The 25,171-nt window shown below is 59.3% G+C and carries 22 protein-coding genes; 8 read left to right on the forward strand and 14 right to left on the reverse strand.

The features are described 5' to 3' along the window. Positions 1-313: 313 nt before the first annotated feature. On the reverse strand, positions 314-1,717 hold the full coding sequence (gene uppW / locus NYR50_RS10260; protein WP_418135861.1) for a Wzy-type polysaccharide biosynthesis protein UppW: 1,404 nt from the start codon (positions 1,715-1,717) through the stop codon (positions 314-316). A gap of 461 nt (positions 1,718-2,178) precedes the next feature. Between uppW and uppZ the strand changes: the two genes are divergently transcribed. Then, entirely contained in the window at positions 2,179-3,162 is a 984-nt protein-coding gene (gene uppZ, locus NYR50_RS10265) for a polysaccharide biosynthesis acyltransferase UppZ (RefSeq protein ID WP_418135862.1), read from the forward strand. Between the two features lie 335 nt (positions 3,163-3,497). Here uppZ and NYR50_RS10270 read toward each other — a convergent pair whose 3' ends face one another. After that, entirely contained in the window at positions 3,498-5,444 is a 1,947-nt protein-coding gene (locus NYR50_RS10270; RefSeq protein ID WP_418135863.1) for a methyl-accepting chemotaxis protein, read from the reverse strand. A gap of 512 nt (positions 5,445-5,956) precedes the next feature. Beyond that, positions 5,957-7,906 (reverse strand): methyl-accepting chemotaxis protein, encoded by a 1,950-nt coding sequence (locus NYR50_RS10275; protein ID WP_418135864.1) that lies wholly within the window; start codon positions 7,904-7,906, stop codon positions 5,957-5,959. 56 nt (positions 7,907-7,962) lie between these two features. Between NYR50_RS10275 and NYR50_RS10280 the strand changes: the two genes are divergently transcribed. Next, complete coding sequence (locus NYR50_RS10280; protein ID WP_418135865.1) at positions 7,963-8,145, forward strand: hypothetical protein; 183 nt, start codon at positions 7,963-7,965, stop codon at positions 8,143-8,145. Positions 8,146-8,343: 198 nt separating this feature from the next. Here the strand turns inward: NYR50_RS10280 and NYR50_RS10285 are convergent, their stop codons facing one another. The 6 genes from NYR50_RS10285 to NYR50_RS10310 form a co-directional block, all read right to left on the reverse strand. Further along, positions 8,344-9,546, reverse strand: coding sequence for an MFS transporter (locus NYR50_RS10285; RefSeq protein ID WP_418135866.1), 1,203 nt, complete (start codon positions 9,544-9,546; stop codon positions 8,344-8,346). 140 nt (positions 9,547-9,686) lie between these two features. Next, positions 9,687-10,601, reverse strand: coding sequence for a homocysteine S-methyltransferase family protein (locus NYR50_RS10290; protein WP_418135867.1), 915 nt, complete (start codon positions 10,599-10,601; stop codon positions 9,687-9,689). A gap of 20 nt (positions 10,602-10,621) precedes the next feature. Beyond that, complete coding sequence (locus tag NYR50_RS10295; protein WP_006311750.1) at positions 10,622-11,311, reverse strand: ABC transporter permease; 690 nt, start codon at positions 11,309-11,311, stop codon at positions 10,622-10,624. Positions 11,312-11,322: 11 nt separating this feature from the next. After that, positions 11,323-12,045, reverse strand: a complete 723-nt coding sequence (locus tag NYR50_RS10300; protein ID WP_418135868.1) for an ABC transporter permease — start codon at positions 12,043-12,045, stop codon at positions 11,323-11,325. Between the two features lie 19 nt (positions 12,046-12,064). Continuing rightward, positions 12,065-12,835: a transporter substrate-binding domain-containing protein gene (locus tag NYR50_RS10305; RefSeq protein ID WP_230060812.1), complete on the reverse strand. Its 771-nt coding sequence runs from the start codon at positions 12,833-12,835 to the stop codon at positions 12,065-12,067. A 41-nt stretch (positions 12,836-12,876) separates the two neighbouring features. Beyond that, a complete protein-coding gene (locus NYR50_RS10310) occupies positions 12,877-13,656 on the reverse strand; it encodes an ABC transporter ATP-binding protein (protein ID WP_418135869.1) in 780 nt (259 codons plus the stop codon). Positions 13,657-14,428: 772 nt separating this feature from the next. Here NYR50_RS10310 and NYR50_RS10315 point away from each other — a divergent pair. Further along, complete coding sequence (locus NYR50_RS10315) at positions 14,429-15,496, forward strand: GNAT family N-acetyltransferase (RefSeq protein WP_418137287.1); 1,068 nt, start codon at positions 14,429-14,431, stop codon at positions 15,494-15,496. 42 nt (positions 15,497-15,538) lie between these two features. On the opposite strand, the gene uppG is transcribed toward NYR50_RS10315, so the two are convergent. Together uppG and uppI are read right to left on the reverse strand one after the other, a co-directional pair. Continuing rightward, positions 15,539-16,618, reverse strand: a complete 1,080-nt coding sequence (uppG, locus tag NYR50_RS10320) for a polysaccharide biosynthesis glycosyltransferase UppG (protein WP_418137288.1) — start codon at positions 16,616-16,618, stop codon at positions 15,539-15,541. Positions 16,619-16,620: 2 nt separating this feature from the next. Further along, on the reverse strand, positions 16,621-17,691 hold the full coding sequence (gene uppI, locus NYR50_RS10325) for a polysaccharide biosynthesis UDP-hexose transferase UppI (RefSeq protein WP_418135870.1): 1,071 nt from the start codon (positions 17,689-17,691) through the stop codon (positions 16,621-16,623). Between the two features lie 212 nt (positions 17,692-17,903). Between uppI and uppH the strand changes: the two genes are divergently transcribed. Continuing rightward, a complete protein-coding gene (gene uppH / locus NYR50_RS10330; protein WP_418135871.1) occupies positions 17,904-18,815 on the forward strand; it encodes a polysaccharide biosynthesis endo-1,4-beta-xylanase UppH in 912 nt (303 codons plus the stop codon). 8 nt (positions 18,816-18,823) lie between these two features. Next, complete coding sequence (uppJ, locus tag NYR50_RS10335) at positions 18,824-19,768, forward strand: polysaccharide biosynthesis UDP-hexose transferase UppJ (protein ID WP_418135872.1); 945 nt, start codon at positions 18,824-18,826, stop codon at positions 19,766-19,768. Positions 19,769-19,792: 24 nt separating this feature from the next. On the opposite strand, the gene NYR50_RS10340 is transcribed toward uppJ, so the two are convergent. Next, positions 19,793-20,134, reverse strand: a complete 342-nt coding sequence (locus NYR50_RS10340) for a hypothetical protein (RefSeq protein WP_418135873.1) — start codon at positions 20,132-20,134, stop codon at positions 19,793-19,795. Positions 20,135-20,218: 84 nt separating this feature from the next. Beyond that, positions 20,219-21,019 (reverse strand): polysaccharide biosynthesis UDP-hexose transferase UppL, encoded by an 801-nt coding sequence (gene uppL, locus NYR50_RS10345; RefSeq protein WP_418137289.1) that lies wholly within the window; start codon positions 21,017-21,019, stop codon positions 20,219-20,221. Between the two features lie 247 nt (positions 21,020-21,266). Between uppL and NYR50_RS10350 the strand changes: the two genes are divergently transcribed. Further along, entirely contained in the window at positions 21,267-21,476 is a 210-nt protein-coding gene (locus tag NYR50_RS10350) for a hypothetical protein (RefSeq protein WP_006311763.1), read from the forward strand. A 24-nt stretch (positions 21,477-21,500) separates the two neighbouring features. Here the strand turns inward: NYR50_RS10350 and uppM are convergent, their stop codons facing one another. Further along, positions 21,501-23,129: a polysaccharide biosynthesis protein UppM gene (gene uppM, locus NYR50_RS10355; RefSeq protein ID WP_418135874.1), complete on the reverse strand. Its 1,629-nt coding sequence runs from the start codon at positions 23,127-23,129 to the stop codon at positions 21,501-21,503. 258 nt (positions 23,130-23,387) lie between these two features. Here uppM and uppO point away from each other — a divergent pair, with 258 nt between their 5' ends. Further along, complete coding sequence (gene uppO / locus NYR50_RS10360; RefSeq protein WP_418135875.1) at positions 23,388-24,803, forward strand: polysaccharide biosynthesis phosphomannomutase UppO; 1,416 nt, start codon at positions 23,388-23,390, stop codon at positions 24,801-24,803. A 38-nt stretch (positions 24,804-24,841) separates the two neighbouring features. After that, on the forward strand, positions 24,842-25,138 hold the full coding sequence (locus NYR50_RS10365; RefSeq protein WP_418135876.1) for a nucleotidyltransferase family protein: 297 nt from the start codon (positions 24,842-24,844) through the stop codon (positions 25,136-25,138). Positions 25,139-25,171 lie beyond the last annotated feature (33 nt).

Below are 25,171 nucleotides of genomic sequence, written 5' to 3' on the forward strand. Positions count from 1 at the left end.
GCTCCCACTTAGTTGACCAGCCGGCATTTGCTCGGCATCCGTTCTCACGGACTTTCTACGGTACAAAGCTAAGTACAAAATTGGTCGCACACCAAGGGAAAGACAATTGATTTTAAAAGGTAATTTAGCTTATACTCAGCCAATCGAATGATGTCGGGTGCGCCATATTTTCTATATCACCATATAAATTGAGAACCACCGCTTCGCGCGCCGTCATATTGCCGACGGGTGAAATCGGCCCGGCTCTTATTGACCTCCGCTCATCCCCAGCAAAAACGGAAATCGGAGCTGCCCGATCTCGCTCAACACGTCTTCAGTCAGTCTTCACGCTTGGTGCGGACTGCACAGTCGCGAGTTTTTTTCGAACAATGGGCAATCCCGGATGCGGTATCTTGATCCCATCCGCCTCCTTGCCGGTTCGGGCGGGCTCCGGTTCGGCCTCATCTTCAACCAGGCTGGCATTCGCCTGCAGATGCAGGCCCATCACCGCCACCAGCAGGAAAAACCAGACGAAGCCGGAGCTGAGCAGGAACAGGGTTTCCAGAAAGCCGTAGAGCAGCACATAAAGCCAGACACCGACATAGAGGCGCGTCAGCGGGCTGTTCCGTGTGGCGCTGTCCATTTTGCCGAGATAATGGAGCGGCAATAGACATATCCACATCAGCACCAGAACAAGTCCGGGTATGCCGCCCGCAAGCAAAAGGTCGAAATAGCCACTGTGGGAAGCCGGGGCGGTCGTCGCCCAGCTATTGTTCTCGGTGAAGCTCGACATCAGGGTGTCGCTACGCCAGAAAGCCTGATATCCATATCCGAGGATCGGACTTTGGCGGATATAATCGATGGCGACGGTCCAGATATCGGTTCTGCCCGTAAAACTGGCGTCGACGCCCATCCTCGTCAGCATCTGCGCAAACACCGGATCGATCGTGGTGCCCACGGTCACGACGGTGAAGACCAATAGAAGCGAGGCCACGACTGTATATCGCCAGCTGGGCCAGCGCACGATGAACCAGCCCGCGGAAACGACGATCGGCATCAGGCCAAGCACCGTCTTGCCGCCTGACTTGACCAGAAAGATCAGCGATAGCAACAGCACCAGCAAGCCGCCGATAAACGACCAGCGACGGCAGAGATAGATCGCCAAGATGATCAGCACCGCCATGACCGAGGCGGCCTCGTTCTTGTGCTGAAAAACCCCGCGCCAGTTACCCGCCAGAAGCGGCTCCAGTGCGTCGCTCGCCTGGTGGATAGACCGCGATGGCAGCACGATGACACCGAAATAACACAGGAACAGGATAATCATCACGCAGCCGGCAAGCAGCGTGGTGAACTGCCGTTCCGTGCGCGGCAATTGAAGAAAGCCACCGGCAAGCACGCAGATGATGGCGCACATCACAAGCCGCCTGATCGAAAACATCGGCGCCTCCCCCACGATCGAGGTGAAGACAAACCAGCCGAAAATCGCTGCCATCAACAGGCGCGGCGTGAAAATCAGGGAAAACGAACGCTCCTTCGCCATGAATGCCACGAAGCTGAAAAGCAGGATGATCGCGATGAGCTGATTAAGCAGGTTGGACCCGGCCGCCATGGCGGATCCCTCATAGGTCGAGGAAAGCGAAACATAGGGCGAGAAGCCGACCGTGAAATAGAGGAACGTCACATAAAACAGTGTATTCCGCCAATATCCACGCGCCTGTTCTTCGTGCGCTGCATCCATAAGGGGGTCTTCTCTGCCTTTTTCCATGCGGCCACATCATATCCGATGCTTCATCCGGTAACATGAATATCCCGCCAAAACCCTATTTTTTAGTTATTCATAATACACGGAGGAATAGCAGATTTTCAGACACGGCGACGGATGGGCATATGGTGAGAGACATCTGGCCGGGGAGACCGGGCCCGTGCGCCGATTGCGCCAACGCTACCAAAGATGAGCTCGCCGCGGTACATAGCGCCCGTGATCAGGATGGTTACCCGATTGCGCCGACCACCGCCGCGTCAAGAAAGAATAATTCCGCTCGCAGGGTTCTTCAGATTTTAAGTATTTTTTGAACATATACACCATCAATTCTTGCAAGCATCGGATGAGTGTAATGCGGCGACTTTTTCGATGGGGTGCGAACCGCTGCCTCGTTTTTGAGGCAAGCAACGTGAACGGTTGAGATCTCAGGGGTGTCGATGCAAAAGGTTTATTCCATCCAGTTTCTGAGGGCGCTCGCGGCGTTTTCGGTGCTGCTGTTTCATATAATCGGCGAACCGTTCACGATTGGCGCCGCTGGCGTGGATGTCTTTTTTGTCATCTCCGGCCTCATCATGGGATCTTTCGCAACGACAGCCGGGCCGGGAGCATTTTTATACCACAGGCTGGTCCGCATCGTGCCTCTGTATTGGGCCGTGACCCTGTTGATGTGCGTCGGGGCGATGGCGGGCGTTTTTTCCACCTTTACCTTCACCCTCGAACATCTATGGAAATCGCTGCTCTTTATTCCCTATGCTGGCGAAAACGGTGAGGTGGTTCCGCTCTTGGTCGTGGGCTGGACCCTCAATATGGAAATGTTCTTCTATATTGTCTTCGCGCTTGGACTTGCCCTGCGCGCGCCGCTGGCGGTAACGGTCGGCATCCTGTCCGTCATGGCCTTGGCAGGGCAGGTTTTCCCTTCGCAATCCCCGTTCATGCAAACCTGGACCTCACCGCTCTTGCTGGAGTTTCTGGGCGGACTGCTGCTGTCGCGTTTCATGTTCCAGGGCGTGCAGGCGGGTATCGCCGCGCTTGTCATATCACTGACCGGTTTCGTTGCGGCGGCGATGATAAGCGAGCAATCCGGAATGTTGCGCCTGATGACCTGGGGCGTGCCTGCCTTTTTCCTTGTGGCCGGATGCGTATGGCTGGAGAATGGCGGATTATGGCCCAGACGCGTGCTGAAACCCATCGAGATTGTCGGGGATTCGTCCTACGCCCTTTATCTTCTGCACGGCCTGGTGATTTCGATCGTCCATAAGATACTGGCGCCCGGATTTCTCGCGGGTACCGTCATCATCATCGTTGCAGTGGCCGTGTCGATCTCTGCGCATTTCCTGTTCGAGAAACCGCTGATCAGGCTTTTCAGACGTGGCTATGGCGGCAGGTCGCGCCGGCAGGACCAGGCCGTATCGATGCGCTGACGAAGGATTTGTCGGGGGCCTCATGACGTCGGCACCCCATAAGGCACGGGATTCCGCGTCGAAAGCCAGCGCCGGGTTCAGGTTTCCGCCCACTATCTGGGTCGCGGCGATGATGGCTGTACCGCGTGAGAGGAAACGCAAGCCGCTGGGTCAATCTCTCAAACATGAACCTCATCCATTTTGAAGCGTAGCGGAGACAAACGATCCCGAATCGATGACGCCCATATATGCCGCGCAGGAATAAAACCTGCGCGACATGTCTCCAGGCCCGCCGGCGGACGAAACCACCGGTCTGCCGTTATCGGGCGGATGACCGCCCGAACGTCAAGAGGCGATCAGAACTCCTGCCAGTCGCCCTTCGATGTATCGAGTGCAGCATTGCCGGAGAATGCCGAAGCAAGCTTGCGCCCGAGCGCACGCGCCGGAGAGGCGACGGATCTCTCGTTGCCGGCGCTGCGAACGGGCGCAGGCTGGGCTTTCGCCTGATAGCTGCCGTCGGCCAGCTTGAACTGGGCGAGCAGCTGGTTGAGCGAAGCCACCTCCTTGGCGAGGTTATGGCTGGCGGCATTGGTCTCTTCCACCATGGCCGCATTCTTCTGCGTGTCCTGATCCATCTGGTTCACAGCCGTATTGATCTGCTGCAATCCAGAAGACTGCTCCTGCGCGGATTCCACGATGGAAACGACGTGCCGGTTGATTTCCTGCACTTCCGAGACAATCGTCGCCAGCGCCTTGCCGGTGTCACCCACCAGCTGCACGCCTTGCTGCACCTGATCGTTCGAGGTGGTGATCAGTGCCTTGATCTCCTTGGCCGCACTGGCGGACCGTTGCGCAAGCTCGCGCACTTCCTGTGCGACGACGGCAAAACCCTTGCCGGCTTCACCCGCCCTTGCTGCCTCAACACCGGCATTCAACGCCAGAAGATTGGTCTGGAAGGCGATCTCGTCGATCACGCCGATGATGTTGCTGATCTCGTTGGCGGATTTGGAGATCTGCTCCATGGCGATCACGGCGCGGCGCACCACTTCGCCGGATTGTTCGGCACCCGCCTTGGCGCGGCCGACGATCTGGCCCGCCTCCTGCGCACGCCGGGTGGAGTCCCGCACCGTCGTGGTGATTTCCTCAAGGGCCGCGGCGGTTTCTTCGACCGCAGCAGCCTGCTGTTCGGTGCGCTTGGCCAGATCATCGGCAGCCGACTTGATCTCGTTTGCTCCTGCACCGATACCGCCGGCATTCTGCGCCACCCGGGTCAGTGCCGATTGCAGCTTCTCGGCCGACATGTTGAAGTCATTGCGCACACCGTCGAGCGTTGCCGTGAACGGCTGGTCGATGCGATAGGAAACATCGCCGTCCGAAAGCTTCGAAAGACCAGCCGCCAGATTGTCGACGGCGAATTTGACGTCGGCGGCCTCTTTTGCCTTCTGCTGCTCGCGCTCGATGCGGTCTTTCTCCGACATCGACCGGTTGGCTTCGGTTTCCTGCTCGAGACGGATGCGCTCGATGGCGTTCTCGCGGAACACCTGCACCGCGACCGCCATCTGGCCAACTTCGTCCTTCCGGTCCATGCCGTCGATCTCGGCCACCGTCTCGCCACCGGCAAGCGACACCATACGCTCGCGCAGCCGGGCAATCGGCGCGGTGATACCACGCGAAGCCACGAAGAGTGCGAAAATGATGCCGACCGCAAAAGCGGCACCCACGACGACAAGCGAGGTCAGGATCGTTGAACTAGTTTCGGCACTCAGATCGTTGCTGGCTTTGATGATGCCCTTGGCAAGCTTGTCGCGTAGTACGCCCATGTCAGCAACGATTGTTCGGACTGATTTATCCGCCGTCAGCAGCAATGCGCTTGCTTCTTCGTTGCGGTCTACAAGACCAGCCTCAACAGCCTTGTCAGTGAGTGCGGTCACGTCCTTGATCTGCGCAATCAAGGCGTTCAAGACCGTGGCCTCCTGAGGGAAAGCCGATTTGCCTGCCTCTAGACGAGCCTGCAGCTGCTTCTTATTGTCCTCATAGCTTTGCTGCGCAAACTTTATATCCGACCCCTTCGGGTCGTAAGCCATAACCTGATAGGCACCATAAGCCAAAGCAGCAAGGTTGCGGTTGGCACCCGTCAGCTCCACCAGTGCGGCATTGTCATTGGTGATGAAATCAGAATAGGCGTTGTCCGCAGCCTTGTAGCGGCTGGCCATGAAGGCGGTGGCGGCAAGACCAACGACGCACAGGGGCAAAAGGATCGAAAGGATTTTTGTGCGAATACTGGCGTTTTTAAGAAAGGACACGGGAAACCTCTAAAGGTGGGAGGCCGCTCCTTTCCCGTGCCGGAGGTGTGCGGCGAAAATGACATTGCACGTCAAACGCCTTCATCATCAAGGCTTAACTGACCGCTTGCAGGTTCGCCGCGAGGTGAAGGCCAGCAGATACGCCTTCGTCAACACGGATGAGACCCGACGATGCTACTCCGCCGGACACGGCAGGCACAGCCTCAATTTTTCGGGAAAAGAACGCAAGAGCGCCGGGTAAGGCGTCAATCTATTTTCCTACAATAATATTATAATAAAAAACTTTATAATCCGTTCACAAAGAAACCCGGATTGGTCCCTGCGATGACGGATCAAGGGCCTCGACCATCAAGACTACCGGGCGAGCCGTCCTGCAAGAATAGACACTGATGATGCGAGGCCGCCATAAATTATGCCACGCAGACGATTTCCGCCTGCGTGGCATTTTGCCTTCGGTCATACCGTACAGTTAGGTCTGGGTTTAGACCTAAGAATGCGGGGCCGCTTCCGCTTTAGAACTCCTGCCAGTCGCCCTTCGATGTATCGAGCGCGGCATTGCCCGAGAATGCAGAAGCAAGCTTGCGGCCCAACGCGCGGACGGGAGACGCCACCGCTCTATCACCGCCGCCGACGCTGCGCATCGGAGCGAGTTGGCTCTTCTGCTGATAGGCACCCTCAGCCAGTCTGAACTGCGAAAGCAGCTGGTTGAGCGAAGCCACTTCCTTGGCGAGGTTATGGCTGGCGGCATTGGTCTCCTCCACCATGGCCGCATTCTTCTGCGTGTCCTGATCCATCTGGTTCACAGCCGTATTGATCTGCTGCAATCCAGAAGACTGCTCCTGCGCGGATTCCACGATGGAAACGACGTGCCGGTTGATTTCCTGCACTTCCGAGACAATCGTCGCCAGCGCCTTGCCGGTGTCACCCACCAGCTGCACGCCTTGCTGCACCTGATCGTTCGAGGTGGTGATCAGTGCCTTGATCTCCTTGGCCGCACTGGCGGACCGTTGCGCAAGCTCGCGCACTTCCTGTGCGACGACGGCAAAACCCTTGCCGGCTTCACCCGCCCTTGCTGCCTCAACACCGGCATTCAACGCCAGAAGATTGGTCTGGAAGGCGATCTCGTCGATCACGCCGATGATGTTGCTGATCTCGTTGGCGGATTTGGAGATCTGCTCCATGGCGATCACGGCGCGGCGCACCACTTCGCCGGATTGTTCGGCACCCGCCTTGGCGCGGCCGACGATCTGGCCCGCCTCCTGCGCACGCCGGGTGGAGTCCCGCACCGTCGTGGTGATTTCCTCAAGGGCCGCGGCGGTTTCTTCGACCGCAGCAGCCTGCTGTTCGGTGCGCTTGGCCAGATCATCGGCAGCCGACTTGATCTCGTTTGCTCCTGCACCGATACCGCCGGCATTCTGCGCCACCCGGGTCAGTGCCGATTGCAGCTTCTCGGCCGACATGTTGAAGTCATTGCGCACACCGTCGAGCGTTGCCGTGAACGGCTGGTCGATGCGATAGGAAACATCGCCGTCCGAAAGCTTCGAAAGACCAGCCGCCAGATTGTCGACGGCGAATTTGACGTCGGCGGCCTCTTTTGCCTTCTGCTGCTCGCGCTCGATGCGGTCTTTCTCCGACATCGACCGGTTGGCTTCGGTTTCCTGCTCGAGACGGATGCGCTCGATGGCGTTCTCGCGGAACACCTGCACCGCGACCGCCATCTGGCCAACTTCGTCCTTCCGGTCCATGCCGTCGATCTCGGCCGCCGTCTCGCCACCGGCAAGCGACACCATGCGCTCGCGCAGCCGGGCAATCGGCGCGGTGATGCCACGCGAGGCCACGAACAGCGCCAGAATGATGTTCGCCGTAAAGGCAACTCCGACAACGACCAATGAGGTGACAATGATCGAATTGGCCTCGACGGTCATTTGCTCGGCCTCCACGGCTACACCCTTTTCGAGCTTTTCCAGCTGCGCCGTAACGGCGGCAGAAGCGCTTTTCATGGCAGCGTCAGCTGTTAAAAGCTGCGCGGCGGCCTCCAGGTTACGATCCGAAAGTCCCAGCTCCACAGCCTTGTCCGTCATTGCCACGATGGCCTTTGACCGGGCAATGAAGGAATCCATTTCAGCGGCCTCCTCGGGGAAAATCGACTTTACGGTGTTCAAGCGCTCGAAAAGTCTTCTCTTGGCATTCTCATAGGCATCCTTGGCACCCTTTATCTCCGGTCCCTTGGCATCATAGGCCATGATCTGATAGGCGCTATAGCCCAGCGCGACGAGATTGCGGTTTGCCTGTGCCAGTTGGACCAGAGCAGCATTATCGCTGGTGATAAATTTCGAATTGAGCGTATCCGCCTCCTTGTAACGGGTAGCCATGAAGGCGACCGCGCCGAGGCCGACGATGCAAAGCGGCAAAATGAGCGACAGGATTTTGGTGCGGATGCTGGCATTTTTAAAAAAGGACACGGGAAGCTCCTGAAATGGACGCCGCTCCTTTCCCGTGCCGGAGGTGTTCGGCAAAAATGACATTGCACGTCGAAAGCCTTCATCATCAAGGCCTCATCAGCGGCATCATCGGCTCTGGTCGCAACCTGCATCATGCATCTGCCCGCAACGGGTATTACCTGCCCCCTGAAGTTTCGGCAGGCCCCTGTTCCGGTGGTCCGGTTTTCCCCCAACAGGCGGAAAAGCCGGACCGCGACTGAAAGAAGAATGAAAAACAGTACTTTATAATACTCTTTTATTTGCTTAACTATAAAACAATTATACTTTAAAAATTTACAATTCCTTTATATCGACTGGCTTGCGACATGAACAACTGCAGAAGCTGGGCGGAGTTCTTCACCACCAGCCCGAACGGTTTGTGGCGGTATCAGCGGCATGCCTCCGCCCCACGCTTTGCCTCACCCGTTCCGGGTGAGAGGCTGCGCTTTCCGTATCCCGGTGCGGCGCTGGAAGATCGTGGCGATGGCGGCAAGTCCGGCCATGACGGCGAAGACCACGGCGATATCACGATAGGTCGCAGCGAAACCAAACCGGGCAATCCAGGGCTGGCTTGCCAGCGGCGATATGAAATGTCCGAGAAACATCGATGCCGTGACGATGCCGGCGATACGCCCGCGCAACCGCAGCGGCGCAAGCATGATCGTCGTGGACATGATGGACGGCATCACGGCGCCAAGGCCAGCCCCCACCACGGCCAGCGCCGACAGCATGGAGACCAGACCGCCGGCCGTGGCAAGCAGCGCAAAGCCCGTGGCCATCAGCACCAGTCCAGCCGCCAGAATGACGGTCACGCCAATCCGCGCCCGCAACCGCCCGAAGCTGAGCGCCATCAGCGCGCCGGCCAGATTGAAGATGCCGATGGCGTATCCGGCGACGCTTCCGGAAAACACCCCGAGCTCGCGCAGGAAGAACGGCAATTGCGAGGGGATGGTGTAAAACAGGGCATTGACGAGAAACACCGCCATGGCCAGCACGGCCACCAGCATCCAGTTGACCGCAAGGCCCTGCTCGCCATTCTGCGTGGCGCGGCTGCTGTTCCTTGCCGGTTCCCTCAGGAAAAACAGGGCCGCCGGCAGGATGAGCAACGCCACGGCATAAACAGCAAAGGGCGCGCGCCAGTGGATATCCGCGAGCCATCCACCCGCCACCACGAAAACGACGCCACCCAGCTGGGTGAAGGCCTGTTGCAGGCCAAGATAACGCTCCCGCGTCGGCCCCTCGAAATAATCGCCCACCAGCGCCGTGCCGATAGTCATGATGCCACCAATCGCCAGACCCAGAAAGGCGCGGCCGACGAGCAGGCCAGCCAGACTGTCGGCAAAAAGGCCGGATATGCCGGACAGGCTGTAAAGCAGGATCGCGCCGAGCAGCAGCCGCTTGCGGCCAAAACGGTCCGCCAGCACGCCGGCGACTGGCGCACACAGCGCCACGAACACCGACGGCAATGTCAGCACCATGCGGCTCATGATCTCAACACCAGGTGTCAACAGGAAGCTCTGTTCGATGGCGGGCAACGAGGGCGCAACCGTGGTTCCGGCCATGATGGTGAGCGTGGCGACGAACAGCAGCGTAAGCTTCAGCGCCGGGGAATTGTCGGTCATGGAACGTCCTTCGATAAGTGTTCCATGCCCTGATAATTCCTCAACTATAGTTGAGGTCAATAGCCGCGGACAAAAAAAGCGGCAGGCCTTTCAGCCCGCCGCATTCATTTCCGATAGTGGCGTGAAAGCCGCCGGCTGCCTCAGGCGGCGTTGCGCCGCAATGCCGTCGCCACCGTGTGGATATGGGCAGCACCGATGCCGCAGCAGCCGCCGATCATGGTTGCGCCGGCATCCGCCCAGGAGCAGGCGAAACGCGAATAAACGTCGTCAGTCAGGTCGGTGCGGGTGCCGTGCAGGCCTTCATTGGCGGCGGAATCGCCCTGTTCGCCTTCAAAGGCATTGGCATAAACGCCGATTTCCAGCGATACGCCTTTTTCCGCAAAGACGGCGGAGGCGGTTTCGACGGCGGCTTTCATGATTTCCGGCTTGCTGCAATTGAACAGCAGGGCGGCCGCACCCGATTGTGCCGCCCATTCGGCGGCAGCCTTCACCGTTTCACCTGACCGTAGCGCGGGTTCGCCACCGGCGACCGCAGCCGCGTCGTCGTTCAGCGTGAAGGAGATCCAGAACGGCTTATCCGTTGCGGCAACGGCCTGGCGCACCGCTTCGCCCTCGGCGATCAGGCTCAGCGTCTCGCCGAGCCAGACGTCGACAGAGGGAGCGAGATTGTCGACCAGCACCTTGAGATAGCCCTGCACCCGCGTGGCGTCGAAATTCTGCGGCTCGTAGGAGCCGAAGATCGGCGGCAGCGAACCGGCAACCAGCACCTTGCGGCCGGAAGCATCCGCGGCCTCGCGCGCCAGTTGGCCGGAAAGAGCGATCAGCGACGCGCCATCCTTCTGAAAGCGCTCCTCGCCGATGTGGAACGGCACCAGCGCATAAGAATTGGTGGTGACGACATCGGCACCGGCCTCGATGAATTCCGCATGCACCTGCCGCACGATGTCAGGCGCATCGATGAGCGCCAGTGCCGACCATTCCGGCTGTTTCAGCTCGGCGCCGAGCCGCTGCAATTCGCGGCTCATGCCGCCGTCGAGAATACGGATAGTGCCCATGTTCATACTCCTTGAACGGTTTACCGCCGGACCGGCACCTGCCGTTCGACAAGGCCGAAACAGCGGGCGATGATGGCGGTGAGAATGAGATAAAAGACGGTGACGACGATCAGCGGCTCATAGACCAGCAGCGTATCCTGCCGCACCTTGTAGGCGACGGCGTAGAGATCCATGACAGTGACGGTGAAGGCAAGCGGCGTGGCTTTGAGCTGCATCACCACCTCGCCGGCGATGGTCGGCAGCGCGATGCGGATCGCGCGCGGCAGCCAGATGCGGCGAATGAGGGTGAAACGACCCATGCCGAAAGCCCGGCCCGCCTCCAGCTCGCCCTTCGGCACGGCCAGAAGCGCACCGCGCAGCACCTCGGCCTCATAGGCCGCGTAATTCAGCGTGAAGCTGACGGCGGCGAAGAAGAAGCCCTCGCGCAGCACCGGCCACATGAAGCTCTGGCGCAGGCCGGGGATCATCGGCAGAAACGAACCGACACCGTAATAAAGCAGCCAGAGCTGGATCAAAAGCGGCGTGCCGCGGAAGAAGGTGCAATAGGCGCGCGCCAGAATTTTCGTCACCCGCCCGCCGCTGACCTGCGCGAAGGCAAGCCCGATGGCGAGCACGAAACCGATGCTGACGGAGATGACGAGCAGCGCCAGCGTCTGCCAGGCACCGGAGAGAAGCAGCGGCCAATATTTGGCGACCCATGAAAAATCCATGCCGTTCCCCCTCAGGCCAAAGCCGGCTGGCCGCGCCGCACCCGGCGTTCCAGCAGTGAAAAGACGAGGTTAGAGACGAGCGTAATGGCAAGATAAAGAAACGCCGCAGCCAGGAAGAACAGGAAATATTGCTTGGTGCTGGCCCCCGCCAGGCGCGTCGCCAGCGCCAGTTCCTGATAACCGACGACGGCCACCAGCGCACTGTCCTTGGTCACCGCAAGCCAGAGATTGGCAAGGCCCGGCAGCGCATTCGGCAGCAGGGCGGGCAAGACCACGCGGCGGAAACGCAGGAACGGCGACATGCCGAAGGCCCGCGCCGCCTCGATCTGGCCGTTCGGCACGGCAAGGATCGCGCCGCGCAGCACCTCGGTCATATAGGCGCCCTGCACGAAACCCAGAACCGCGACGGCGGCAACGAACCCGTTCACCTCAAGCGGCGGCAGGCCCATCAGTTGCAGCAGCCGGTTCAACCCGTCGGTGCCGGCATAATAAAGCCCGACGATGAGGATCAGTTCAGGAACAGCGCGGATCGCCGTCGTGTAGAGATTGAGCAGCAGGCCGAGCGGCCTGTTGCCGGAAAGCTTGCCGAGCGCGCCGGCAAGCCCGATGACGATACCTATAAAATAAGCACCGGCGGAAATGGCAAGCGTCGACGCCGCACCCTTCAAAAGGGTGCCGCCCCATCCCGGAGGATAGGGTGACAGCAGTTGCAGCGTGGTTTCAAGGCTTGCCATTGATGTGACCGGTCAGAGCTTATTTGCCGTAAATATCGAAGCTGAAGTACTTCTTGGTGATCTCGTCATATTTCCCGCTGGCGCGGACGGCGGCGAGAGCCGCGTTCAGCTTGTTCTTCAGTTCCGTATCGTCCTTGCGCAGGCCGCCGGAAACGCCGAGACCGAGGATTTCCTTGTCGTCAGCCACATTGCCCATGTCGGCGCAGCAATCCTTGCCGGCATCGCTCTTCACGAAGGCATCGAGAACCAGCGAGTCGCCGAAGACATAGTCGATACGGCCGGCGGCCAGATCCTGAAACGCCTCGTCCAGCGTCTGGTAGGTCTTTTCGTCAGCGACATCAGCGAAATATTTCTTGTAATATTCGGACTGGATGGTCGCGACCTGAATGCCGATGGTCTTGCCCTTGACGTCTTCCGGCGCAGCACCCGGCTTGCCATCCTTGGCGCCGATCAGCTTGCTCGGCGTGTTGTAATATTTGTTGGTGAAATCGATCACCTTCTGGCGCTCTTCCGTGTTCGACATGGACGACCAGATGACATCGAACTTCTTCGTTTGCAGCGCCGGGATGAGACCATCCCAGGACAGCTCGACGATCGAGCATTTTTCCTTCATTTCCGCGCAGACGGCGTCCATGAGATCGATTTCCCAGCCCTGCCACTTGCCGCTGGCATCCTTGGCAAAGAAGGGCGGGTAGGATTCGTTCATGATGCCGAAGCGGACATCGGCGCTGGCGGTGAAGGCGGAAACCGCAAATGCCGTTCCGGCAAGCAGCGTGGCGAAGAATTTCATTTAAAGTCTCTCCTGTTAAAACGGACTGTCAGGTAAAAATGTCAATTGGCCAGCGCGCCGGTAAATTCCCGGCAGCGGGCGCTCGTGGGATTGCCGAACACCTGTGCCGGCGGCCCGGCTTCCTCCACCCGGCCCTGATGCAGAAATACGACTTCCGAGGAAACATCCCGCGCAAAGCGCATTTCGTGGGTGACGAGCAGCATGGTGCGGCCTTCCTCGGCCAGATCGCGGATGACCTTCAGCACTTCGCCCACCAGTTCCGGGTCAAGCGCCGAGGTGGGTTCGTCGAACAGCATCACTGCCGGTTCCATGCAGAGTGCGCGCGCAATGGCGGCGCGCTGCTGCTGCCCGCCGGACAGAAAGGCCGGATAGGCGTTTTTCTTGTCATAGAGACCGACCTTGTTCAGCAGGGCTTCGGCCTTTTCGATCGCTTCATGCCGCCTGACGCCCAGAACATGAACGGGCGCCTCGATGACGTTTTCGAGAACGGTGCGATGGGCCCAGAGATTGAAATTCTGGAACACCATGCCAAGCCCGGTGCGCAGTTTTTCCACCTGCCGCCAGCTTTTCGGCACGGCCTTGCCGTCCCTGCCGGCCTTCGTGGCGATCTCTTCGCCATTGACGATGACCCGGCCGCGATCCGGCGTTTCGAGAAAGTTGATGCAGCGCAGGAAGGTGCTCTTGCCGGAACCGGACGAGCCGATGATCGATATGACATCGCCCTTGCGGGCTTTCAGCGAAACGCCCTTCAAAACTTCATGCGTGCCGAAGCTCTTGTGGATGTCATCCGCCTCGAGCGCACAGGCGCCTTTATCTGTCATCTATTGACCTTGCCGATCCGTTTTTTTGTGCCGGCCACGCCAACAGCCGGGGCTTCGCGCTGAGACATGCACAATAACAAAGACTTGAGCCGCGCATGTTTAGCGAAAATTGGTGCAAACGCGCGCAACAATCGGCTCTTTTACATATTTGCCACGAAAAATCATTTCAAAATTCATCTGGAGCGGACTAACGGCGAATCCTGTTGCGCAAGGAGCGCCGGAGGACCGTCCCCGGCTCAGGGCGCGCCCCATTGCAGGAAGCCGCCGGCATGAAAACGCGTGCTTCGAATAGCCGGCAATACGGGTCTCCTGCACAATCCCATTCTTTAGTTATTCATGATGCACGGGAGATAGCACAGCGATTATTCGCCGCCGCCGTAAGCAATCAAAATCCGCAGCGAAAGACCAAGACCTTCATTTCCGAAAAATAAACTTCAAGACCCCGGAAACGTCGGTCAAATCTGCATCATATTTCACCCGTTGGTTGCTCGTTCAAACATAATTTGTTAACCTACCAACCGCAGGAAATATCCCGTAACAGACTGAGACAATGGAATTTTATGTTCTCACGGCGCTTCGCGGGCGGCTCGTTTCAAGGGTTTTATATCTATATTAATAAGTTCAAATATACGCTTCCTGTGGTTGATTTAGTCAATGCGCAAGAAGCTGGAGGCCGGCGGTGGACGTTCAGATGCACACCCATAGTGGCAATGGCAACAGCGATCAGTCGACACAACGCCCGGCTCAGCTGAGCGCAACCGGTATTCGCCCCATGCGCAGCGATGACCTTCCCGCCGTCGAGGCCGTGCTCAACAGCGCCTTCAAGAAAACCGGGCAGGACCGCAACTTCGACTTCCGCTCCTATATCGAAAGACTGTTCTTCGGCAGTCCCGTCTTCAGCCCGGAAAACGGCAGCGTCGTCTACGACACGGGCGAGAGGGTCACCAGCGTCATCCTTGCCATACCCATGCGTTTTGTCGTGCATGGAAAAACCATTACCGCGAGGCTGCTATGCGCCTTCGCATCGGACGGCAAACTCGGTGCACTCGGAGCAGCGCGCCTGTCGCGCGGCATGCGGGCATCAAAACACGACATGTTGTTCTCGGATACGGCCTCCCCCGTCAGCGCCGATCACTGGGTGGCGATCGGTGGCAATATGTTGCCGATCGAAAGCCTGCAATGGCACAAGGCGCTCAAGCCCTTCTGCACGATCGCGTTGCGCATGCCCCGCCGTTCGAAGCTGGCCAAAACCACGCTTGCCCTGACGGCGCTTGGCTTCGTGGATGGAATACTGCGACGCTGGAAGAAGGGTTTGAGGCCGCATGAGGTCGCCGGCGCCAGGGTAAGGGCCGTGGACTACGAAACCTTCCGCCGCGAAGCGCTCGCAAAGATTGAGCGTTTTTCCATTCGTCCGGAATGGTCCCCCGAGGAGTTCCATTGGCTGGTGGAGATGAGCCGGGCCAATGAAAGCCTCGGCGAACTGAAAAGCCTGGTGATCGAGAATGCCGAAGGCCATATCATGGGCGCCGCCCTGTTTTTCGGCCAGCGGGGACGGACGGCCTATGTGCTCAATCTCGTCTGCGACGAGGGTCGCGAGAACGATGTCCTCAACACCCTGTTCTGCCACTTCGATGACGAGAATTATGCCCACATCACCGGCATGTCGCAGCCCTTTCTGATCAACGCGCTTTATCGCCAGAACCATATGAGCTTTCGCCATGACGGCTATTTCTGCATGGCCACGCGCGATGACGCCCTGAGGGAAAAGGCGCTGGCCGGCGATATCTATATTGGCGGGTTGTGCTCGGAAAGCTGGAGCAAGCTCATCACCGACTATTAAGGCCCCTGCCCGGCACCGCAACGGCACATGGGCGCGGCGTCCTCAAGCCTTGGTAAAACGCCCGACATTGGCAGCGATGAGATGGCGCAATGCTTTTGCGTAGCGTTTGGAGCGCGTTTTGGCCGCGAGCGCGCTTCCCCAGTCCACCATCGATCCGTTGATATCGAAGTCGCCGAGCTGACCTTCGGGAATATCGCCCTTTTCGATGCGCTCGACGATTGAGGCGAGCGCCGCGTAGAATTCCGGCGAACGATAGGGCGGATGCAGCGAATACATGCCCTTGCCCGTACCGAGAAAATCGAGCCGGTGGACGCCGCTGCGCATCATGTTGGTGCTCAGCACTTCTTCGGCGGGCATGGAGACCGGCTGCTGGTTATAGGCAAGGGAGCGGATGCGCCGTTTGACATCCGGCCGCAGCAGTTCCAGCGAGCCGATCCGCTTGGCGAAACGCTCCATGTCGATCATGAAAAGCCGCGTGGAAACGGTGGCGAAACGCCAGGTGGGGATGCGCGACGGCAGCTTGCGCGGCGCAGGGATGCTCTTCACCCCGGGCATGCCGACATGGCGGGAAATATCGAGATCGCCGCGCACCGTCGGCGGCCCGGAAAAGGGCGTGATGCACAGCGCATCCGGATTGGCCTTCTGCAGCGCAACCGCCTCGCTGAACCAGCTCGGGCTGCCGCCGCCGAACATCATGTCGCTGTCCATATGCAGCACGTAGCGGGCATTGGCACGTTTCAGCCCGTAAAAATAGACATGGAAAGGCCCACCGTCGAAAGCCTTGGCGGGATAGGGGATTGGCGAGAGCGAAAAGAAGGTCTGCGTCACCGCGCTGCGCGCCGCATCGCTGTAATCGACGATATCCACATGCAGATGCGGATAGTTGATCTGCATCTCGTCCAGCATGTCGAAGAGACGCTGGCGCGCTGAATCGAAACCGTTGCCCTTGTACCGGCCGGCCCCCACCTGCCCCGTATCGACCGTCAGGAGAATACGGTCCACCTGCCCGCCCCAGACCCGCAGCTGATGCGGCAGGGTAAGGGCCGCATGCGGAGCATCGAAAGGATGGAGGTTGATTTGCAGCGCCTTTTTTACGGGAGGAAGCGGCATTTCAGCATTCATAGTCATGCACCACGGTTGCGGAATTCATTGATGACGGCCATCATGGGTTTTTCGTTGAAACTCCAGTCCAGCGGCAGCGGCCGGTTGGCGGTGCCGTCGCGGCGCGGATAGGCCCAGCGGATCCAGCTATATTGGTCCGAAATGCCCCATGTGGTGATTGAGGAAAGCGGGCCGCCTGCGGAAGCTGCCTCCAGAAACTCGCGGACCTGGCCTGTTATCAGCATGTCGCGCTCGGCCTCCGGTGTGGGCAGCGTCTGGTCCATCACGTCAAGCTCCGTCACCAGCACGGCAAGACCGTAACTGCGCATTTCCGTCGTGAAGGCCGCCAGCTCGTCCTTGGCGATCGGCCAGCCGCCGCGCAAATGCCCCTGCAGGCCGACGGCGTTGATCGGCGCGCCCTTTTCGAGCAGTTCGAGAATGAGATTGCGAAAGGCGGCGCGTTTGGCCGGCGATTTCTCGGCAGCAAATTCGACATCATATTCGTTGAGCACGAGCTGCGCCTTCGGATCGACCGCATGGGCAAGGTCGAAAGCCTTCTTGATGGCATCAGGCCCGGCACCGTAATACCAGGCATCACGCCGCGCACGCACATTGGCAGGCACATCGGGGATCGGCTCGTTGACCACGTCCCAGCTGTGGATCACGTCCTTATAACGCTCCATCACGGTGACGATGTGTTTCTCCATCAGCTTCTCGACCTTCACGCCGTTGCCGATGCTCGCCAGCCAGGGCGCGTTGGAGGCATACCAGATCAAGGGATGGCCATGCATGGAAAGCTTGTGCTGGCGCGCGAAGTTGGCGATTGCATCGGCGGCGGCGAAATCGAAAGCCTCTGCGGAGGGCCGCATTACCTCCCATTTCATTTCGGTGACAGGGGTAATACGCGAGCAATATTTCACCACCGCCTCGCCGATGCGGCTATCGGCGTTGAGATCAGGCAGGTAGACGGCGGCTCCATAGGGAGCGGTCTTGATCGTGGCTTTTTTCTGCGCGGCAAAAGCCGGCCCGGCCACGGCATGCAACAGGCCAGCGCTTGCCGCACCACCCAGAAAATTCCGCCGCCCGATCCGCATCAACCCACCTCCACAACCCCAGCGCATCTGCATCCGAAGGGATGCGCTGCGCTCTTATTCCCAAAACATAACATTCCAATCATAGGAAAAGGATATTAAAGATTTGCAAGGTTAACCGACGCTATACCACGTCATAATTGGTGAGCCCCGCTTAATGCGGTAGTAACTTCACTGTGAGAATGCTTGGGCCGCCCTTTATGGAGTTGAAAAGCTTGGTCTCCGTTTCGATTGTCATTCCCGTTCGCAATGGCGAGCGTTACATCGTGGAAGCGATCGAAAGCGTTTTGCTGCAGGGCGAGACCATCCGTGAAGTGCTCGTCGTCGATGACGGCTCCACCGACACCACCGCGCAAAAGGTGGAAAGGTTTTCCGATCCCCGCATCAAATTACTGGCCCGACCGCAGGGCCGTCAGGGCGTTTCCGCCGTGCGCAACTTTGGCCTGTCGCAGGCGCGCGGCGAATGGACGATGTTTCTCGATGCCGACGACCGCCTGAAACCGGGCGCCATCGCAGCTTTGTGCGCCGGCATTTCCGGGCCTGACGTCGTCGCCGTCTACGGCGATTATGAGCGCATCGATGAAAACGGCGCCAAGATCGGCCGGCGCAACCTCATCCGTCGCCTTGAAAAGCCTGACGGTTTCATTCTCCAGCCGCTGCTCGGCGGAAACTTCATCGTCAATGGCGGCATCATGTTGGTCAGAACCCGCGTCTTTCAGGACTTTGGCGGTTTCGACGAGACCCTGCGTTATGCGGAAGACTGGTACGGCTGGTGCCGGCTCGCCGCCGCCGGCCGTTTTGTCTATCTGCCGGGCTGCCATGTGCTCGATTACCGGGTGCACAGGACAAGCGTGATGATGAACAGGCTTTTGACTTTCCGCGACTGCGAACCGGCCATCGAAGCCGTGTTTTCCGATCCCGCCATCGTTGCCGCCGTCTCCCCGCCGGAATTGCAACGGCTTCGCCGCAAATCCGAAAACCACATGAATGCCTATACCGTGGCGCAGGCCTTCCGCGCCCGCCGCTACCGCGAGGCTTTTTCGGCGCTGGCCGACACCATCCTCAACCGCCCGCGCCAGAGCCTTCGGGCCGTCGTTTTTTCCGCCGCCGCGCTTGCCGGAATTTAGGAGTTTCCATGCCCGAGATCATGCCGGAAGCGGTGGTCTGCATTCCAAGTTTCCGCCGGCCGGAAGGCCTGAAAAAGACGCTCGCATCGCTCGCAGCCCAGAAGGTCGATTTTCCCTTCGCCGTCGTCGTGGTCGATAATGATGGCGCAGGCCAGCAGGGCCTCGCCGTCGCACGCGCCTTTTTCGCCGAAAACGGCATGGCCGGTCAGGCCCTGGTCGAGCCGACGCAGGGCAATTGTTACGCCATCAACACGGCCTTCCGCACCGCCCGGCAGAGCTATCCTTCGGCGGAGTGGTTCCTGATGATCGATGACGACGAGGCCGCCTCCCCCGTCTGGCTCGCCGAAATGGTGTCGACGGCGAAATCCTTCGGCGTCGATATCGTCGGCGGACCGGTCAATCGCGAATTTGACGCACCAGCTTCCAAGGCGGTTCTTTCCCATCCGCTGTTCGGCTCCATTGAAGCGCCGACCGGCCTTGTCGAGCAAATCCACGGATCGGGCAATTGCCTGATCTCGCGGCGGGTGTTCGAAACCCTGCCGAAACCGGAATTCGACGTGCAGTTCAACTTCCTCGGCGGTGGCGACATGGATTTCTTTACCCGCTGCCGCAAGGCCGGTTTCAAATTCGCCTGGAATGCGCGCGCCATCATCATCGAATATGTGCCGGAAAGCCGCATGGCGTCGCGCTGGATCATGGAGCGCTCGCTTCGCACCGGCATCATCAATTACAGCATTGACCGCGCCCGCCGCCCCGGTCTGAAGGGCGGGCTGCTGCTCGCCGCCAAAAATGCCGTCAGCCTGTGCCTGTCACTGGTGCGCGCCGTTTCCGCCGGACTGAAAACCGGCGCATTGTTGCCCGCCACCCATCCGCCGCTCATGTCCATCGGCCGGGTCATGGCGAGCCTTGGAATTACGCTCACGCCCTATAAGGCGCCGGCGAAGAAGAGCTGAACCCCAATCGCTCGCATCGGTGGTCTAGCTGAGGGTCTTTTCCCTGCCAAACGGCAGCATGTTCTGGCGTCGCTTCTGCGAACCGAGCGCCGAAAAAGCCGTCGCAATAACGAGGAGCGGCACCAACAGCGGCCAGAAGAAACAAAGGACGATGCCGGTCACCCGGTAAAAATCCCAATTCTTGTCGCGGCGGGCACCTTCAATATAGGTCATGGCGAGAGAGGTGGCGGTGCCAATTCCATATATGAAAAGAGAAATGGACGTAATCACCATGGGTGTCCCCAAAATATCTCTGATTCGAATAAATTTGTAATATTGGGACAGTGTAGCGCGGTCCTTCGCAGTTGCAACGAATTTCAGCGCCAAAGCCCGTTCGTTCAATAAGTTAGCGAAGCGTGATGTAGCTGGTGCGATGCGATATACCTGCCGTGGAAGAGGCTTACCGCTGCGTTACCGGCCCTGACCTGACGCCCCGAACCGATATTTCAGCAGCGAATATATGGCGATCGGATTGGTCAGAAGATAGCGTTTTCCGAGGCGCTTCGGCTCGAGCATCGCCCGGTAGAGCCATTCCAGCCCCATATCCTGCATCCATTGCGGCGCGCGGCTATTCCGGCCGGCAAGAAAATCGAAAAGGCCGCCGCAGGTCTTTATCACGGCGATGCCCGAAAGCCTTTCGAGATTGCGCGAGACGAAACGCTGCTCCAGCGGAATACCGAAGCCGACCCACAGGATATCCGTTTTCGAAGCGGCGATATCGGCAAGGACCGCGTCTTCCTCGGCCCGGCTGAAATAACCGTTGCGCCGTCCCGAAAATATGAGACGCGGATAAAGCCTCTGCATTTCTTCGACCGCCGCGCGGTTCACCTCTTCCGAACCGCCGAGGAAATAAAACCGGCTGCCCGTTTCTTCGGCGCGCCTGGCGACCGCGTGAACGAGGTCCGTCGTCGCGACCCGTTCCCTCAGCGCCTGCCGGCAGAATTTGCGGGAGAAGATCACCAGCGACATGCCATCGGCGTGAATCTGGTCCGCCTGCCGTAGCATGGCGTCGAATTCCCGGTCGTGATGGCAGAGCGCAATGACCTGGCCATTCGCCGAGGTCGAATAAAACGGTCTTGCACCGGCCACACGCTCTGTCGTCGCGCGCAGGATGAAATCCCGCGCCGTTTCATCGATGGTCGCGTCAGTGATGGGCAGTGCCGCAAGGGGAATAACCGGCCAGATCTGGCCCGGCCCTTCCGCATCCGGCATCTCTCTCCCTGTCATGATCTGTCCGGTGTCCAAGATAGGCATCGTTTCATTGTTATATTCACGTTTATGCTTAGGGTATAAGGCTTCAAACACTACGAAGAACTATCATTAATATTTTTATAAATCCCCACATGCCGCAGGCATTTTACACGCCTGAAAGTTGTGCGCCACTCCTGCCGCGCCTATTCCTGTTTCCCCGCCGATGCGGTAAGGGACCACGACATCAAATCACGGAAAGGTCTTCGCCATGGAAACAATCTCGATCGACAATCGCGGCGATTTCGGCCTCTGGGCGATAGAACGGGCAAAGGAAATCGTCGCCAACGAAGCCTCCGATCTGGCCATTTCGGTGCGCGACGGCGACGAGACCGGCATTCGCGATGCGGGCAATGCGCTGGGCGCAGCCATCGCCGCTGCCCTGCTCGAGGTCTATGACGGCCTTATCTCGGAAGAATAAGCGCGGAAAGCAGGCGCTCCCGGATCAGGCATAACGCGCCGCTGCTTCCGCGTGATCGTCCCTTCGCAGATAACCCCAGAGACCGAGCGCCACGGCGATCGCGAGACCGAGGAACAGGCCACCCATGCCGCCGGCAATCAGGAAGGTCAGCTTGCCCGGTGGCCAGCTTCGGGAATTGGGTGCAACCGGCTGCGAAATCACCCGCACATTGGTGGAATCGATCGATTGCTGTTCGGCAAGCTGGCGCGAGCGGGTGAGATAAGTCTCATAGATCGCCGCCGCCGAGCGGGCGTCGCGATCGAGATCGCGCAGCCGCACCTGCGCATCATTGTCGGTAAAGACATTGGCGCGCTCCGCCACAGCCTTCAATCTCAGCGCATCAAGCGAGGAACGCGCTTCAGCGACATTGATCTTTGCCGCCTGCAGGATGCGTCGCGCCTCATCCGCCATGCCCCGTTCCAGCATCGCCCGCTCCGCACCCGCGGTTGCAAGACGCGGATGACGCGCGCCATAGGTCAGCGTCATCGCGCCGATCTGCTGTTGCAGCATGCTATATTGGGCGCGGATGGTGTTCATCGTCTGGCTGTCGAAAATGGCGTCGCTTTGTGTGCGGTTCTGGGCGATTGCCGCCTCCATCTGCTTCAGGCGGGATTCCTCCTGGATCAGCCGCTGCTGGGTCGCAAGCACCTGCGCATTCAATTCGCCGGAGGCGAGATTGCTGACGAGCTGGCCATTATTTTCCTGCAGACCGTTCTCGCGCCGAAAATCGGCCACGCGCTTTTCGGCGATGGTAACATTCTCGCGCATTTCCTCGAGCCGCTTCTTGAGATCGTCGACGACGCGCTGGCTGCTGTCGGAGTTTGTCTGGAACAGCTCGCTTTCGAAGGACTTCACGATGGCCTTCGAGACCACCACCGATTTTTCGGCATCATTGGTCCAGACCGAAAGCGTGACCACGAAGGAGCGCGGATCACGCTCCGCCGTCACCCGATCGCCGAGCGAGCGAAGCGCACCGACGCGGTCGTCGCCATCATCAGGCTTTGATGAAAACATGGCCTTCAGCCGGGCAAGCGGCGGCGGGCTGACGAATTCGGGGTCCTGATCGAGCTTCAGCTCATCCACCACCCGCGCCAGCACATTGCGCGAGGTGATGGTGCGCAGCTTGCTTTCCACCTCGAGAATCTGCGTGTCGCGTTGCTGGTTGGGCGAAAACACCCCGTCATTGACGACATTCAGGTTGGAGGGATTAACGACGATATCCGTATAGGCCTTGTAGCGCGGCGGCGTCATGGAGGCATAAGTGAGCGCGCCTGCAACGCAGAGAACGATCGCCAGCACGATCCAGACAATACCCTTGCGCAGCCAGACGAGCACGTCGTCCACGCCGATCCTGTCGATATATTTGAGGCCGGGCAGCATGGAGGCAAGGCCTCCACCAGGGGAAGCCGTCCTCACTCGCGTCTCGACCGGGGCCGGCTCGGTAGCGGTCGCCGCCGGTTTCGGCTCGAGATGCTCTTTCAGCACCGTGCGCTCGAAAACCTCGTCCTCATCCACCAGATCGTCCAGCAGGGAGCCATGGGTTCTGGCGGCGGGCGCCGTTTTTTCATCGAGCGGACGTGCCTGCTTATGTCCCGCCTTTTGAAGCCTGTACATCAGCCAATCCAACTCGAACGAACCACAAAAAAGGCCGGCAACACAGTATTCCCATCGTCGCCAGAGCCGCCATTGACGGACAAGTTTAAATATGACGGGTGAATTTTAGGTTACCCGCATCATTTCCGCCATCATCGCCTATTCGCGGCCACCATGAAAGCGATGATTGACTTGAATGGATCGATACGGTTCTTTCAACCGTTATATTTTTTCATTATCCCTTTGCCCCTCAAAGATTTTATGGAAACGGAGTTTGGAATGAGCCTGAAATTCGGAACGAGCGGCCTTCGCGGCCTCTCCGTCGATCTGAAGGGAAAAGCCTCCGCCGTCTACGCCACGGCATTTGCAAGGCACCTTCTCACATCGGGCCAGGCAAAGGTGGGTGATCCCATTCTCGTCGGCCGCGATTTTCGCGACTCGAGCCCGGATGTCTCCGCCACCTGCATCGCCGCGCTGAAAAAAGCCGGCCTCAATCCGCTCGATTGCGGCACGGTGCCGACCCCGGCACTGGCACTTTACGGCCTGTCGCTGAAGGCGGGCGCGCTGATGATTACCGGCTCGCATATCCCGGCAGACCGCAACGGCATTAAATTCTACCGCCCGGACGGCGAAATCGACAAGCAGGACGAAACCGCGATCGCGACCCTTGCAGCCGAAATCGAGGCGGAAGGCATAAGCGACGAGGCGGCCACCGCCGAGGACCATTCCGCCATCGCTGCCGAACTTTTCTACGAACGCAACATCGCCCTCCTGCCGGAAAAGGCGCTTTCCGGCCTCAGGATCGGCGTCTACCAGCATAGCACGGTGGCGCGCGATCTCTTTGTCGACGTGCTGGCCCATTATGGCGCCGACGTCGTGCCGCTCGGTCGCTCCGAAAGCTTTATCCCCGTGGATACCGAGGCAGTCTCGCCGGAAACGCTGGCACTTCTCAGAAAATGGTCGCCCGAGCATGGCCTAGACGCCATCGTTTCCGCCGATGGCGATGGCGACCGCCCTCTGCTGTCCGATGAAAACGGCATACCGCTGCGCGGTGACCTGATCGGCCTCATCACCGCCAATTTCCTCGATGCCGGCGTCGTCGTCACCCCGGTCACGTCCAATTCGGGTATCGAGGCGAGCGGCTCGTTCGAGGTCATCCGCACCAAGGTCGGCTCACCCTTCGTGATCGCCGGCATGGCGCAGGCCCTTGCCGAAGGAAAAAACGGCGTCATGGGTTTCGAGGCCAATGGCGGCCTGCTGACGGCCTCGGCGTTTACGCTGAACGGCAGGCCGCTTTCGCCACTGCCGACGCGTGACAGCTTCCTGCCCATTCTCGCCGTGCTGCTTCTCTCGGCCGAGCAGAAAAAACCGCTCTCGGAGATCGCCGCCGCCTACAGGCTGCCGGTCGCCGCCGCCGACCGCCTGGAAAATTTCGCCCAGGAAAAAAGCGCCGCCCTGATGACGCATCTGCGCGCCTCCCGCGACAACCTCGAGGCCTTCCTCGCCCCTGTAGGCAAGGTCAAGGATCTGAGCGACATTGACGGCCTGCGTGTGACGCTCACCGACGGCAGCACCATCCATTTCCGCCCTTCCGGCAACGCCCCGGAAATGCGCTGCTACGTCGAGGCCGCCAACCAGGACGAAGCCGAAACGCTGTTGCACAAGGGGCTCGAGCTCATCCGGAATTTTGGCTGAGTGTGGATGCCGCCTGCGCGATGGTGTAAGCTTGCCGCATGAAGAGAGCAGAGGCCATCAGGAAACTCAAAATGCACGCCCATGCCATGAAAAGCATGGGCGCCACATCGCTGTATCTTTTTGGATCCACCGCCCGCGATGAAGCACTGACCGCAAGCGATCTGGACGTCTTCATCGATTACGATCAGGACGGTCGCTTTTCGCTGATCGATCTCGTCGGCATCAAGCAGTTTCTGGAAGACGAGCTGGCGATGGAAGTGGACGTGACCACCCGCAACAGCCTTCACCCGCTGCTCCGCGCCGACATCGAGCAATCCGCAGTGCGGATATTCTGATGATAAGGCGCAGGGTCGGGCCGGTTCTCAGCG

It is taken from the genome of Agrobacterium sp. El2ro-1b, from assembly GCF_048298475.1.
Taxonomy (GTDB): Bacteria; Pseudomonadota; Alphaproteobacteria; order Rhizobiales; family Rhizobiaceae; genus Agrobacterium; species Agrobacterium fabrum.

Coding starts and splice junctions, on each gene's coding strand:
- NYR50_RS10285 (WP_418135866.1), bottom strand. CDS start 9,546: ATGACCGACAATTCCCCGGCGCTGAAGCTTACGCTGCTGTTCGTCGCC.
- NYR50_RS10350 (WP_006311763.1), top strand. CDS start 21,267: ATGGAAACAATCTCGATCGACAATCGCGGCGATTTCGGCCTCTGGGCG.
- NYR50_RS10280 (WP_418135865.1), top strand. CDS start 7,963: ATGACATTGCACGTCGAAAGCCTTCATCATCAAGGCCTCATCAGCGGC.
- NYR50_RS10315 (WP_418137287.1), top strand. CDS start 14,429: ATGCGCAGCGATGACCTTCCCGCCGTCGAGGCCGTGCTCAACAGCGCC.
- uppL (WP_418137289.1), bottom strand. CDS start 21,019: ATGCCGGATGCGGAAGGGCCGGGCCAGATCTGGCCGGTTATTCCCCTT.
- NYR50_RS10305 (WP_230060812.1), bottom strand. CDS start 12,835: ATGAAATTCTTCGCCACGCTGCTTGCCGGAACGGCATTTGCGGTTTCC.
- uppO (WP_418135875.1), top strand. CDS start 23,388: ATGAGCCTGAAATTCGGAACGAGCGGCCTTCGCGGCCTCTCCGTCGAT.
- uppG (WP_418137288.1), bottom strand. CDS start 16,618: ATGAATGCTGAAATGCCGCTTCCTCCCGTAAAAAAGGCGCTGCAAATC.
- uppM (WP_418135874.1), bottom strand. CDS start 23,129: ATGTACAGGCTTCAAAAGGCGGGACATAAGCAGGCACGTCCGCTCGAT.
- NYR50_RS10310 (WP_418135869.1), bottom strand. CDS start 13,656: ATGACAGATAAAGGCGCCTGTGCGCTCGAGGCGGATGACATCCACAAG.
- NYR50_RS10300 (WP_418135868.1), bottom strand. CDS start 12,045: ATGGCAAGCCTTGAAACCACGCTGCAACTGCTGTCACCCTATCCTCCG.
- NYR50_RS10290 (WP_418135867.1), bottom strand. CDS start 10,601: ATGGGCACTATCCGTATTCTCGACGGCGGCATGAGCCGCGAATTGCAG.
- uppJ (WP_418135872.1), top strand. CDS start 18,824: ATGCCCGAGATCATGCCGGAAGCGGTGGTCTGCATTCCAAGTTTCCGC.
- NYR50_RS10295 (WP_006311750.1), bottom strand. CDS start 11,311: ATGGATTTTTCATGGGTCGCCAAATATTGGCCGCTGCTTCTCTCCGGT.
- uppW (WP_418135861.1), bottom strand. CDS start 1,717: ATGGATGCAGCGCACGAAGAACAGGCGCGTGGATATTGGCGGAATACA.
- NYR50_RS10365 (WP_418135876.1), top strand. CDS start 24,842: ATGAAGAGAGCAGAGGCCATCAGGAAACTCAAAATGCACGCCCATGCC.
- uppZ (WP_418135862.1), top strand. CDS start 2,179: ATGCAAAAGGTTTATTCCATCCAGTTTCTGAGGGCGCTCGCGGCGTTT.
- uppI (WP_418135870.1), bottom strand. CDS start 17,691: ATGCGGATCGGGCGGCGGAATTTTCTGGGTGGTGCGGCAAGCGCTGGC.